Source organism: uncultured Rhodoblastus sp. (assembly GCF_903903185.1).
Lineage (GTDB): Bacteria > Pseudomonadota > Alphaproteobacteria > Rhizobiales > Beijerinckiaceae > Rhodoblastus.
This window is the reverse complement of the sequence record NZ_CAIUXT010000078.1, coordinates 1-13,019: the sequence shown is the minus strand read 5'-3', so window position 1 is coordinate 13,019 and position 13,019 is coordinate 1. Positions and strand designations below refer to the sequence as shown.

Genomic DNA, 13,019 nt, shown 5'->3' with positions numbered 1-13,019 from the left:
GCTCTCTTCAGCTCGCGGTGATGATCGTGCCGACGTGTTCGCCGGCGAGCGCGCGGGTCAGGTTGCCCGGCACGAGGCCGTTGATGACCTGCACCTGGTGGACATGGCGCGCCGCCTTGAGCAGATCGAGCATCGGGAATTCGAGAATCGAGTCCTGCAAGCCCTTGGCCTTCATCTCGTCCACCGAGATTTTCGGGATGAATTTGGCGTCCTTCGCGGTTTTCGGATTGGCGGTGTAAAGGCCGTTCTCGTCCTTGACATAGATCATCGCCTTGCAGCCGAATTGCTCGGCGAGCAGGAAACATCCGGCGTCGGTGCGATAGGGCGGGATGACGCCCTCGGCGGCGGGACGCGTCCACAGGCCATAAGGCGGCATGCCGCTGAAGATCACCGCATTGACCTCGGCGAGATAGAGCGGCACCGCCGACATGCCGGCGCCGCTGACCGTCGAAATGCCGTATTTCGACAAAAGCTGGCCGAGCATCGCGGCGTTCTGGTCGGCAACCGAGGCGCCGAGTTGCGACAGCACGCCCGCCGGCAGGTTGAGCCCTGCCGCGATCGAATAGAGGTGACGGGCGCGGGTGCCGGCGCCGGTGCCGATCAGCAGCTGATGCTTCTTGCGGGCTTCGACGATCTCGTCGAGGAGCGGATAAAGACCGGCGCGGCCACGGTCGATGATGCTCTGTCCGCCGATCTTGAGCACCGTCGCCTGCGGCAGAATTCTGAAATCCGCCGAGGCCTCCGCCGCTTTCAGAAGCTGGGCGTCGGTCAGCGACCGCTGCATCAGGAGCGCTTCAAGCTCCGCTGTCGTATTGGCCATTGGGCGCCTTTCGTCTGTGCCGGGAAAAATCTTGTTAGCTTGTTGCGATAGACCGTCCGGATTTTCTTCGCAACCCGGGAATATCAGGTGTTTTTTTCCTCACCGGACGGCGCAGCGTCGGAGGATCGTGAGAACGGGGAATTGCCCGTAATTCAATAATCCCATTGCACGGCGACGCCGGCGGTGGCGCTGCCGTCGGCGCCGGCCTCGCCCTGGACGCGCACGCGTTTGGTGACGTCCACCGACATGGTCGCGGCGCTGTCGGTCGGCTTGGCGCCCGTGCGCACGCCGACGCTGACATTGGGCATGATATAGCGCGACATTCCGACGCGCGGACTGCCGTCCGGCCCGAGCTGAACGTCAAGCGAATCGACGCCGAGCGACCGGCGCATTTTCTCCAGCACGCCCGGCCCGCCGTCGCCGCTCAATTCCGCCACCGTCTGCGCCAGCATCAGCGCCTGGATCGGCGTCAGGCTCCCGGAGGCGCTGGAAAACAGCAGGCGCGAAATCACCTCGTCCTGCGCCAGTTCCGGGATCGAGGAGAAGGTGAATAAAGGCTGGTCCGCCGGGCCGGAAATGGCGACCTGCGCAGTGACGTCGCCGGTCTGGGTCTGGGCCAGAAAATCGAGATTGGGAATGGCGTCGCCGACGAACAGGATGTTGCCTTGCGTGAAATCCAGTCTCTTGCCGGCGATGGAAAAGGCGCCGCGCCGCAGTGCGAATGCGCCCTTGACGACGGGCCGGGCGAGGTCGCCGGCCAGCGTCAGGTCGCCGCCAAGTTCGGCGTCAATGCCGCGTCCGCGCACGAAAATCCGCGAGGGCGCGGAGATGGCGACATTGAGATCGGCGTTGAAGGGGGGCGGGGCGGTCCTGCGCTGCCGGCTTTTCTTCGCCGCCAGCGCCAGCCGCGCCGCCGCCGCGCGGCTCGGCTCGATGTGGACGGTGTTCGCGAGCGGGCGGCTCGAAGCCGGAATGCGGTCGGGCACGCGGACGTCGATCGACTGGAACGAAATCTTGCCGTTGACGCGCGGCCTTTGCGCCAGCGGGCCGCTCAGGTCCAGCGCCAGATCGGCGATGGCGGTGACGATATCATTGGAGACCAGTTCCGCCTTGCGGCCAGTTATGCGGATCGAGGCCGGGAAGCCGTCGGCGGGATCGATGCGGATATTTCCGGCGAGCGCAACCGTCCCGTCGCCGCGCGTGAAAGCGTTGAAACGCTCGATCGTCACCTGGTCCCCTCGCGCGCGCAAAAGCGCGTCGATACGGTCGAATTTTATCCCCGCCAGCGGATCGGCGAAGGCGCCGCCGGTCAGGGCCGCCGTGCCCGACACTTGCGGCTTGCTGAACGACCCCTGCGCCCGCAGATCGAGAGCGAGCTTGCCACGGACGCTGCGACCGCTGTCGGCGAGCGCCACATTGGCGAGTCCCGCGTCGAGCGATCCGCGCACGGCGAGGTCCATCGCGCCCTCGGGATCGAGCGGGACATTTCCCGCGATCCGCAGGGCGCCGCCCCGGGGCAGGGTGGTCTGGGCGTCGAGCGTCGTGCGGGTCCCCTCCAGTCGGCCCGTGGCGCGAATATCCAGCGAGGTCAGGCCCGCTTGCCGCAATTGCGGCGCGGCCAGTTTGGACACATCGAGGCGCCAGTCGCCGGTGGGCGCGGAAGCCGACCCGCCGAGCCTCGCCGAGGCGTCGAGCGTCCCGCCCAAAGCCAGATCGGGCGCGACCATGCGGGCGAGCGCCAGCGGCAGGGCCTTGGCCGAAACGGTCAGGTCGAGCTTTTCGCCGACCTTGCCCTCGACCGAAAGCCGCCCTGCGCCGGAAACCAGCACGAGTCCGCCGATCTCGACGGATTGCGGCGGAAACGCCAGCCGCGCCGGTCCGGCCAGAGCGATTCTCTGGCCATTGCCTCTGGCCTCGAATGCGGCGAGATCGACGCGCAATGGCGTCGAGGCGACAAGCCGTCCCCGGCTTTCGACCTGGATGCCGCGCGCTTCCGTGGACAAGGTGAAATCGCTGCCGTCGGCGCCGGATTTGGCCACGGCCCGCAGGCGCGGAATCGTCTGCGCGCCGAAAGATGCGCGCTCGACCGAAGCATTTCCGTCGATTTTCAGCGCGCCGAACAGATCGGCGATGCTGGCGTCGATATCGAGCTTTTCGAGCGTCGCGCCGGCGGCGCGCAGGCCGGCAGCTTTGACCTTGGCGGAAAGCGCCTGTTTGCCCCCGGCCGCGTCGAAAGCGACTTTGGCCTGCAACCGCCCGGCGAGCTTCCGCAAGGCCAGCGGCGTCAGATCGTCGAGATCGTCGGCGTCGAGATCGAAGGCGCCGTCGAGAAGATGGCCCGGCGAGAGGCCCCCCGCGCCGACGAGCGCCGCCGAGCCGATGCGGAAATCCTCCGACTTGAAGGCCCAGCCGCCATCGGCGCGGCGGGCCAGCGCCAGCGCGCCGGAAGCCGGCTTGCCGCCAATGACGCCGTCCATGCCGATTTTCGCATCGGGCGCGGCGACAATATCTTTCGCGACGATGTCGAGCGCCAGACGCGGGATCGACCGGCCCATCGAGCGCACGTCGGCAAAGTTCAAAGTGAAGGCGGCGTCGGGATGAACGAGCGAGCCGGTCAGCCGCCCTTGCGCCTGCGCCTTGCCGGCCAGATCCTTCGCTACGCGCGCCAGATCGGGCGCATCGGCGGAAAAGCGGACATCGGCCTTGGCGCGGGTGGCCTCGCCGTCGAGCAGCGCCGTCAGATTGCGCGCGGCCAGCGCCAGTCCGTCAAAGGCGTAGCCGTCGCGCAGCTTGGCGACGCCGCCAAAAATCCGGGTCTTGCCGCCGATCAACCCGTCGGCGAGTTCAATCCCCGTCGCCAGCCTGTCGGCGTCGATATCGATTTTGGCGTCGAGGCGCGCGCGCGGGTCGCCGGCGAGATCGACTTCGCCCTTGGCCGCGCCTTTTAGCGCCACGCCGGCGAGTTCGGCAAAGCGTTTGAGTTCCGGCAGGTCGAAACTGACTTTTCCCTTGACCCGATTGGGGCCGAACAGGCCGGCGGCGCCGAGTTCGCCGCTGGCCGACTTGAGCCTTGCGAGCGTGACCTCGGTCTCGCCATCGGGCGCGGCGCTGGCGCGCAAGGTCAGATCGAGGCGCCCGCCAAGCGCCTCCGCGAGCCCTTTCTGCGCGAAGCTCAGTCCCTCGCCGCTGGCGTCGGCGGCAAGCGCAATGCGCGTCGCCGGATCGGCGACGGGTCCATTGGGGTTGGCGTTGAATTTGGCGTCGAGCCTGCCAATGCGGCCTGCCGGCGCGCGGGCGTCGGCGACATGCAGGCTCAGGTCGATTTTCGGCGCCTGCAATTGGCCGGCGGCGTCGATCTTGAGCTCCAGCGCGCCGATCTCCGCGTCGCCCGAACGCGCGCCATGGCCGTTCGAACCGAGCGAGCGCAGATCGACATGGCCGGCGATCGCCTGATCGGCGCCGAGTCTGCCGTCGATGTCGAGCCGCGCCTGCCGGGCGACGATGTGAAAGCCATCGAGGCCGAACGCGCCGTCGTCGCCGAAGGCCGCGGCGCCGCCGACCGTCGTCTGGCCTTGAAATACCGGGCCGAGCAGCGGCGGCAGCAATTTTTCGATCGTGCCGGCGAGATCGAGCGACAGCGCCCGCTCATTCCCGCGCCGGTCGAGCCGCGCGCCGCCCGCAACCGAGGCCAGCGCCCCGGCGTCGAAAGCCAGTTTGGCCTGAAACGCGTCGAGCGTGCCGTCGCCGTTGAGTTCGAAATCGAGCGGCGGCTGGCCGTCGAGTTTTGCCGCATGGGCGACCACGCCGCCCGCCGGCTCATGCGCGGCGGCGCCGATCTTGAGCGCATTGGTATTGGGGTCGAAGGAGAGGCGCAGATCGATCACGCCCGGCGCGTCGAGCCTTTTCAGGTCGAAGGCGAGGTCGAGCCCGTCGGCGGCGCGGCCAAGACTGGCGTGGCCGGTGGCGCTGAGGCGCGCCGCTACGCCCACCACGTCCTCGCCGAGCGACAGGTCGGCGAGCGCGAATTCATCGACGACGACCTTGACCGGCAGGCTCGGCAGCAGCGAACCTGACCCGCCGCCTGAGGACGCGGCTTCCGGCGCCGGCGTCTCCGGGGTTGGCTCCGAGCCGGAAGGCGCGGGTTTGCGCAGGATTTCGAGGTGGCCGATTTCGAGCTTGTTGACGAGGAGCTGGCCCCTGAACAAGTCGGAGCGGCTCCAGATCAGCCGCGCCCGGTCGAGCCGCAGCCAGACCCCCTGTTCGTCGGAGATCGTCACATCGCGAATGAGGGCGTCGGATGACAGCGCGCCATCGACCGCCCCGACATTGACTCGCATGCCGGGCGAGGACAAGGCCCTCTCGATGATCGCGGCAAGCACGCCTTTTTCGTCGCCGCCGCTGGTTTCGCCCTTGGCCGAGGGCGCTCCGGCCTGTCCGCCGGTCGCCGTCGTCGGCGCCGTCTGGCGGGCGTAATAGACCAGCCCCGCGAAGCCGGCGCCGAGGAGGACCGCGAGGATCACCGCCGCAAGGGCCAGAAATCGGGTGATGCGCGCCATCAGAATGCCTGCCCTATGCCGATATAGACCGCCACCGGCGAATTCGTGCCGGGCGCGCGCGTCAGAGGCGCCGCGACGTCGAGCCGGATCGGCCCGAAGCCGGTATAATAGCGCAGGCCAAGGCCAACCGAATAGCGCATGTCCTGCATGAAATTGGGGAAGGACGAGGCGAAGGCCGTGCCGGCGTCGGCGAAGGGGACAACGCCGATGGAATCGGTGATCTTGACCCGCGCCTCGATGGAGGCCTCGAACAGGCTTTCGCCGCCGATCGGCTGGTTATTGGCGCCGAGCGGCGCCAGCGTGCGCCAGGCGTAGCCGCGCACCGAGCCGCCGCCGCCGGCGAAAAACCGGCGGTTGTCGGGAATGTCGAGGATCGGCGCTCCGCCCATGGCGCCGAGGCCGACGCGCCCGGCGATTATATATTTGCTGTCCTCGTCGACCGCATAATAGGTCGAGGCCAGCACGAGGCCCTGATAGAGATCGAGGCTGGAGCCGAGAAAGGTCGGATAGGCCCCGCCGGTGAACACCACGCGAAAACCCTTGGTCGGATCGAGCGCATTGTCGGTGGTGTCGTAGCGCAGGCCGGCATTGACGCCGACCAGCAGATAATTGGTCTTGCCGAAATAATCGCTGGAGGCGCCGCGCTCCAGCTCCAGCCCGCCCTGGATCGAAAAAGTCTCGTCGAAGCGGTGGCGGATGACATGGGTGGTGTTGCCGTATTCGGCGTTGTAGCTCTGGGTGACCTCGCGCGCCAGAGTGACGTCGGCGATATAGTCGTTGCGGCTTCCGTAGAGCGCCGGCTTGATGAAATTGGCGTTGGCGCGTCCGATCAGCCGGTCGGGCTGGAACCAGCCGCCCTTGTTGTTCTGGCCGCCGTTTTCAGACGAATAGCCGAGCGTCGCGCCGAGCCGCAGCCGCTCGCCGCCGCCGAACATGTTGCGGTCCACCCAGTCGGCGCGCAGCGAAGGGCCGTCGAGCGTCGAATATTGCGCGGCGGCGCTGACCGAATGCTGCTTGCGCTCGTCGATCACGATGGTGATCGGCAGGTTGCCCTGCGCGTCGAAACGGTCGGCTTCGAGAATGCGCACGGAGCCGATCGCCTCCAGTTGCAGCAGGGACTTGCGCATGGCCGCGATTTTCTGCGGCGAATAGGGATCGCCTTCCTCGACATAGATGAACGAGCGCACGACTTCGGGGTCGAGATTGCGGGTTCCGGTCACCGTCACCGGGCCGATGCCGCCGCGCCGGCCGGAATCGACGCTTACCAGCACATCGACTTGCAACTCGGGATGGCGCACGATGGCCTTGGCCTCGGCGATTTTGGCGAGCGGAAAGGATTGCGCGCGCAGGGCGTCGACGAGGCGCGACTGCATGTCGCGAATGGCGTTGGCGCGGGCCGGATCGCCAGGCCGCAGCCGCAGCACATGCGGCCGCAACAGGTCGGCGTCGAGCGACTCGCCCGCGCGCGACGCGACGACGCGGATTTCGCCGATCCTGTATTGCACGCCGGTCTCGACCACCAGCCGCACCGGAACGACCCGGCGGCCGATGTCGCGGTCGGCGGCGCTGGCGGCGGCTTCCAGCCCGGCGCCGCCCATGGCGATGGGCTGGCCGGCGACGACAGCCCGCGCCGAGGCGTCGTAATAGCCTTCGGCCCAGAGCGCATCGACGAGGCGGGGCAGGTCGGCGGAGGCGCGGCGGGCGAGGCCTTCGCCGGTTTCCGGCGGGTCCTGCCGAAGGCGGTAGAGATTGGAGGCGTCCTGCAGGATGCTCGCCACATCCTTGTTCGCGACCTCGATTTCGACCTTGTAGGAAGCCGCATCCGGGCGCGGCTTCGGCTCCGGCTCGGAACCGCCGAACAGGCCGAACAGCCAGTCGGCGCGCAGCCAATCGGGGCGAAGCCAATCGGCGCGCGCCTGGCCGGCCCAGATCGGCGCCGCCAGCACAATCAGAATCACGGAGGCGACACGAAACCGGACCATCAACCAACTTCTGCGATCGGCGCCAATGGAGCCAATAGTTTTGCGGATTATTGCATCGAAGCCTTAACATAAGACCAGCGGCCAAGTCGCCCGTTTCTTGGCGCCCGGCATTTCGGCGGGGATGGAGCAGGAGTTGTGCAGAAGAGGCCTTGCCATACGGGCCGCGCGGCGCCAGTCTTGCAAGGGACCGGTGTTTTATGACAAACCCGCCAGACAAGGAATTGCGCGTCATGCAGACGACAACGCTCGCCTCCTTCAGGTTTCCGCTGCATCTGATCGACACGCGGAAGAAATCCTTTTCGGCGCAGGAATTGATCGATTTTTTAAAACTCGATCCGTCCTATTTCCTCAAATCCTTCCGGAAAAAGTTCAGGCCGGCTCCGTCGTTGGTCGCGCCGGGCGAGGTCGTGACCGGCGACCCCGGCAGCGCCGACGCCTTCGACATCGTCTCGAAAAAGCGCGACGCCCACGAGCTGCTGGCGGCGACGGCGGCGCTGGCCGATTTCCATCAGTTCATCCTGCGCGAAAATGTCGATCATTGGGAGGCGATCGCCCCCGACCTCGCCCTGTGGCGCGATTTCCCCGGCGCCTATGTGCTGTGGACCGCGAAAATCGTCGGCATCCCTTCCCAGGACGGCGCCGCCCGCCCTTCGCCGTCCAGCGGCGCCGAACCGCCGGCCCGGATGCGCCTCGTCCGCCAACTCGTGGCCGATGCGGGCGCGCGCGACGCGGTGTCGAAGGCCCTGCACCTGCAACCGGAGGTCCGGATCGAGGACGAAGACATGATCGTCACCTATCTCGCCCGCAAGACCCGCCGCCCCGCCCACGCCGACGGCCAGTGAATCCGGGCCTTGTGGCGCCGGATTGCGGCTGGAGCCTTTATCCGATCCGATTGATTCGGATCGGGGATCTGGGCCATTTGCGCGCCTATCCGGTTAAAGCGGTCAGCCAACGGCATATCGAGGGGCTTGCGCTCGTTGGAACGGCGGAGATCGGCGGATAGTGGGCGGCATCGAGCGCGGTCTGCAAGCGCGGCCTGGCGCCAAATTGCGGACCTTGGCAAAGACTTGCGCCTGTTTTCTGAACCGCCCACCCCACCAATCGGGCTGGCCGAGCGATCGGTGCAAAATTGCTGCGAACATTGTAAAAAACCTCGTCTGAGCCGAAAGCAGGCTCACTCCAAAAAAATTGTTGCCAACGTCGGGCTTCCGGACGCTCAAAACAGACGAAAAATCCAAGAAAGCCGGATTGGTCAGCAGGCGTTCGAGTTCTCACCAAACCTGCGCGATTTCGAAGCCTGAGCCGAATTCGGTCGTGGGCGGAGAATTGCAAAAAAGCGCAGGTCAATTTCGGTTGCATTATGCAAAGCCAATTTGCGGCGGAATTGCATTATGCAATTATGCTATAACCCCAACTCGCTAATTCCATCAATAATTTCAATGATTTAAGCTAGAAAACCTCCCCGATGAAATGACTTTTTCGGATAAGAATCTGATATTTCGCGGATCGTCAGGGCGTTTTTCCGATTCCGGATAACCGTCAAATGCTCTGGACAATCAATATTTTCGCCGGATGGCGCGGTTGTTGCGACGGATGGTCGAAGAATTTCTGCATTATTGGATTGGGAACTTGCACCATGAGAATGTTCCGCAAATTTGCCTTTTTTACCGGTGTGGCCGCGCTCACCATGATCTCGGCGGCGCAATCCGCCGTTCTCGATTTCACGATTACCGGCAAGGATGTCGGGAGCGGGATTTCCTGGCAGTCGAACTCCACGATTTCGACTCTCGAAAACGTCTTTACGGCGGGTCAGGGCGACTGGATTTTTTCGAAATTGACCACGACCAATTCCCAGAACCTGGCTAATCTCTTGACCACGAAGGAATGGTGGAACAAGGGGCCCTATGCGGGAACCGGCCTGGGCATTCTTGTCGGCAAAACGGGCTCTTACGGCTCCGGTGGCGGTTACATCGTTTTCGAAGATACGGGAACGCCGATCTTCACTTACACCGGCGGCCTGAGCGCGAACCACGGACGTCCCTATGACGCAACCTTTAACCCGGGAACCTATATGCTTGCGACGTCCACTGGAATGGACAGGCTTGTTATTGGTTCCCCCGTGCCCGAGTCTTCGACATGGACGCTCATGCTGCTCGGGTTCGGCGGCCTCGGCGTCGCCAGTTATCGCCGCGACAAAACAGTTCACGCCGCCTGAGGCGGCGTTGGAAATAACCCATCCATTTCCTGCGGATGGGGCCGTCATTGAACTCGCTGCCCACCCTCGGTCTGGTTCGGTCATTCGTCCATGCCGGCAAAGCGCCCAAAACCTGCGCCGGGAATGACATCTCATAACGGGCGAAACGGTGACATCTCCGGCTGTCCTCTATAGTCGGCGTTTCCGACAAAGCGATGGAACGCGAGGCGCGCGCCGCGAATATCGGGCAAAATCGCCCGATATTCAGCGCGAAATGGACGATTTGGATTTGCCGATTTTTGCTCTGCATGATAGCCGCCATCGGTTTACGCCGGGACGGTCGCGGACCTGATCGGGAAGGTCAGAGGCAGCCGAAAGCGGTCGATCGGTCAGTCTCGGCCTGGCACGCCGCCAAGTCCGGATGCAGTGGCCGTCGACGATAACCCGATGGGCAAGGCGTGTTGTTTTTTCGCATTCGCAACCCGGCCCCGCAGGTCTTGACGCGATCCGAGGTTCCGCTTTGCTGGAATGCGCTTCAAGCGCCGCGTTCATGCCGTAGCGTCGCCGGACCGGTCGATTTGCACGAGAAAGTCCCGCGCCAGACGGGCGCCTTCGGGCGAAATGCAATGATCGACGCCCGGCAGCACATGAAGCCCCACATCGACGCCGCAATCCCGCAGCAAAACGGCGGCTGTCCGGCTCTCCTCGCTGCGGATCACCGAATCGTCTTCGCCGTGGACGAGCAGGACCGGCGTGGTCAATGCCGGCGCCAGCGGCGGCGGCGTGGAAAGGCGGCCGGAAAAGGCGACGATGGCGCCAAACCGCCAGCGCCCCGAGGCCAGAGCGTCGAGCGCCATCATCGACCCTTGCGAAAAGCCGACCAAAGCCACGCATTCGGGATGGTCCTCGAGTGCGTGCGCGGTCAAAATATCCGCCAAAACCTTGTCGAACGGCGCCCGCGCCGCCACGATGCGGCCGGGCCGGTTTTCCGGCGTGATCGCGTCGAGGCTGAACCATTGATAGCCATAGCCTGACGAAAAAGGCGCGTCCGGCGCGGCGAAGGCGACGTCGGGCAGGGCGCCGCGCCATAAATCGCCAATCGGGGCGAGGTCGGCGCCATCGGCGTTGACGCCATGCAGAAAAATGACAAGGGAAAGCTTCATGCGCGCCTCGGGGCCGGCGGGGGACAGGACATTGTCGGGCGGAATTGTACTTTTTGACCAGCCGCCATCGAGGCGGAACCGGGATAGAGTCGGCGTCGTCTCCAGATATTGGGCGCCAAAACCATGTCGAAAATTCAGCCCGCCGTGGCCTATACGCCGGTTGCGAAGTTTTTCCACTGGGGAATGGCGCTGTTGTGGATCGTCGCCTGGGCGCTCGGCTTCACGGCGGCGCATGGCGGCAAGGCGCTGAATCCCGATTTTGTGCTGACATTCCTGCATAAATCCGTCGCCAGCACCATCGTCTTTCTGACCGTCTTTCGCCTGTTCTGGCGGTTCGGGCACAGTCCGCCGGCCTTGCCCGCGACCATGTCGCCCCTGACGCAACTATTCGCCCATTTCGGCCATCTGCTGCTTTACGCCGTCGCGCTGATCGCGCTGCCGATCTCGGGATGGCTGTTGAGTTCCTTCGCCGGAAAGCCGATTCTGCTGGCCGGTTTCATCCACCTGCCGCTGCTGACCGAGCCGGACAAGGCCCTCGTCGCGACGGCCCGGCTGGTTCACAATTATACCGCGTGGTTTTGCGGGCTTATGGTCCTCGGCCACATCCTCGCGGCGCTCAAGCATCATTTCATCGACCGCGACGACATTCTGATGCGGATGAAATGGCGCTGAAACCCGCGACCGCGCCGGGCGCCATGTTCACAGCGCGGCGTTGGTCGCGCGCAGCCGTTCCGCCATTTCGGACATGACGTACCAGACGAAGTTCGGCACTTCCTCGACCATATATCTGAATTTCTTGCCGTCCATCAGCGCCAGTTCCGTCGGTTCCGTGACGCGGGCCGTGGCGGTGCGAGGCTGTCCGTCCACCAGTGAAAGCACCCCGATCGCCCTGCTTTCGCTCAAGGTTTCGATGACTTTGTCATGCGCGGTGAGTTCGACGCTTCCGGTCAAGATAATATACATGCAGGAGGGAGGGTCGGTCTCGCGAAAGATGATGTCGCCGGGTCCATAGCGCACAACCGTGCCGAGCGCGCGGGCAAATTCTCGAAAGTCGACCGCTTGTTGCATATTTGCGACCTCTCAAAAAACCTCAACCTTTAATGGCGCCCGGACCTGTCCCGGACAAGGTCCACCCGGCATGATTTCCGCCGGATCGATTTGGAATCCCTCGGATGAAACGTCGCCGCTTTCGTCGCTTCTGTCAACAAACCGTCATAACAAGCGGCGTCCCGCCAGGCTGGAACTTCGCTCAAGCCGGGCCGACAGGCGCCGGATCGTTCGCGACGGTTATTCCGATGAAAATCGGCCAATGGCCAGCGTCGGCAAACTTCGCTTTGAAACGCGCCTTCCTCCGTTTGCAGCAGGCGGCGGCCATGATAGGGTCGGCGCAAGGCGGTTCTCCGCCGCTTGCCGACGTCGGGGAGCCTTGACGCCTTCGCGCGAAAAATGGTTTTCAGGCGTCGCGTCGCGGCGTATGTCTTGCCGGACTCAGTCGCGCCGGCCCGTTTTCCACCGATGACCTGAGGGCGGCGAGGGCGTCCGGAGTTCGTTCCGGGCCGGTTGGCGCCGGGTTTTACGGTAGGCGGGGTGCGGCAAGACAGGCGAAGACCGGCTGAACGCCAGAGAACAATAGACCGGGAGTGAGCAAGATGAACGATTTGAACGGCTATGACATTGAGGATCTTTCACCGGGCATGTCCGCGACCTTCGGCAAGACCGTCACGGAATCCGATATTGGACTGTTCGCCGGCATTTCCGGCGACATCAACGCGCTGCACCTCAATGAGGAATATGCCGCGACCACGCCTTTCGGCGGCCGCATCGCCCATGGCATTCTGACCACCGGCCTGATTTCGGCAACCATCGCCAACAAGCTGCCCGGTCCCGGCGTGATCTATCTGGAGCAGCAACTGCGCTTCCTCGCGCCCGTGCGTCCCGGCGACACCGTCAACGCCACGGTCACCGTCAAGGAAGTCATCGCGGAGCGCGGCCACGTCGTATTGGAGACGATCTGCCGCGTCGGCGGCAAGGACGTCATTTCCGGGGAAGCCAGGGTCAAGGTCGGCTCGTCGAAAAAGCGCGAAGAAAAGAAGAAACTGGCGGCGGCCGGCGTTTAAGCCGGCGAAACGCGTTCCCGCCGCCTTGGCATGGAGTTCTAAAAAAATGAAAATTCTCGTGCCCGTGAAACGGGTGGTCGATTACAATGTCAAGATCCGGGTCAGGACGGACGGTTCGGGCGTCGAACTGGCCAATGTCAAGATGTCGATGAACCCGTTCGACGAAATCGCCGTGGAAGAGGCTCTG

The 13,019-nt window shown here is 64.5% G+C and carries 10 protein-coding genes and 1 pseudogene; 6 read left to right on the top strand and 5 right to left on the bottom strand.

Annotated features, from left to right (window positions below):
• Nucleotides 1-7: 7 nt before the first annotated feature.
• The 3 genes from QZY01_RS07370 to QZY01_RS07360 form a co-directional block, all read right to left on the bottom strand.
• Nucleotides 8-820, bottom strand: coding sequence for a uridine kinase (locus tag QZY01_RS07370; protein ID WP_294535280.1), 813 nt, complete (start codon nucleotides 818-820; stop codon nucleotides 8-10).
• 152 nt (nucleotides 821-972) lie between these two features.
• Nucleotides 973-5,376 (bottom strand): translocation/assembly module TamB domain-containing protein, encoded by a 4,404-nt coding sequence (locus QZY01_RS07365; protein WP_294535278.1) that lies wholly within the window; start codon nucleotides 5,374-5,376, stop codon nucleotides 973-975.
• Nucleotides 5,376-7,358 carry an autotransporter assembly complex family protein gene (locus QZY01_RS07360; protein WP_294535276.1) on the bottom strand — a complete coding sequence of 661 codons (1,983 nt, stop codon included), beginning with the start codon at nucleotides 7,356-7,358 and terminating at the stop codon, nucleotides 5,376-5,378. The genes QZY01_RS07365 and QZY01_RS07360 overlap by 1 nt, the downstream gene beginning before the upstream one ends.
• Before the next feature lie 230 nt (nucleotides 7,359-7,588).
• Between QZY01_RS07360 and QZY01_RS07355 the strand changes: the two genes are divergently transcribed.
• The 3 genes from QZY01_RS07355 to QZY01_RS07345 all read left to right on the top strand — a co-directional run bounded on the left by QZY01_RS07355 (nucleotide 7,589) and on the right by QZY01_RS07345 (nucleotide 9,573).
• Complete coding sequence (locus QZY01_RS07355; RefSeq protein ID WP_294535274.1) at nucleotides 7,589-8,200, top strand: hypothetical protein; 612 nt, start codon at nucleotides 7,589-7,591, stop codon at nucleotides 8,198-8,200.
• Nucleotides 8,201-8,425: 225 nt separating this feature from the next.
• The gene (locus QZY01_RS07350; protein WP_294535272.1) at nucleotides 8,426-8,659 is read left to right on the top strand and encodes a hypothetical protein; all 234 of its coding nucleotides are present in this window, start codon (nucleotides 8,426-8,428) and stop codon (nucleotides 8,657-8,659) included.
• Between the two features lie 335 nt (nucleotides 8,660-8,994).
• On the top strand, nucleotides 8,995-9,573 hold the full coding sequence (locus tag QZY01_RS07345; RefSeq protein ID WP_294535270.1) for a hypothetical protein: 579 nt from the start codon (nucleotides 8,995-8,997) through the stop codon (nucleotides 9,571-9,573).
• Nucleotides 9,574-10,100: 527 nt separating this feature from the next.
• Here QZY01_RS07345 and QZY01_RS07340 read toward each other — a convergent pair.
• Nucleotides 10,101-10,715: a dienelactone hydrolase family protein gene (locus QZY01_RS07340; protein ID WP_294535268.1), complete on the bottom strand. Its 615-nt coding sequence runs from the start codon at nucleotides 10,713-10,715 to the stop codon at nucleotides 10,101-10,103.
• 123 nt (nucleotides 10,716-10,838) lie between these two features.
• Here QZY01_RS07340 and QZY01_RS07335 point away from each other — a divergent pair, with 123 nt between their 5' ends.
• Nucleotides 10,839-11,387, top strand: a complete 549-nt coding sequence (locus QZY01_RS07335) for a cytochrome b (protein WP_294535266.1) — start codon at nucleotides 10,839-10,841, stop codon at nucleotides 11,385-11,387.
• A gap of 27 nt (nucleotides 11,388-11,414) precedes the next feature.
• Here QZY01_RS07335 and QZY01_RS07330 read toward each other — a convergent pair whose 3' ends face one another.
• Nucleotides 11,415-11,783 carry a cyclic nucleotide-binding domain-containing protein gene (locus QZY01_RS07330; protein WP_294535264.1) on the bottom strand — a complete coding sequence of 123 codons (369 nt, stop codon included), beginning with the start codon at nucleotides 11,781-11,783 and terminating at the stop codon, nucleotides 11,415-11,417.
• 581 nt (nucleotides 11,784-12,364) lie between these two features.
• Between QZY01_RS07330 and QZY01_RS07325 the strand changes: the two genes are divergently transcribed.
• Nucleotides 12,365-12,832, top strand: coding sequence for a MaoC family dehydratase (locus QZY01_RS07325; protein WP_294535262.1), 468 nt, complete (start codon nucleotides 12,365-12,367; stop codon nucleotides 12,830-12,832).
• A 46-nt stretch (nucleotides 12,833-12,878) separates the two neighbouring features.
• Nucleotides 12,879-13,019, top strand: a pseudogene (locus QZY01_RS07320) (electron transfer flavoprotein subunit beta/FixA family protein); the annotation flags it as partial.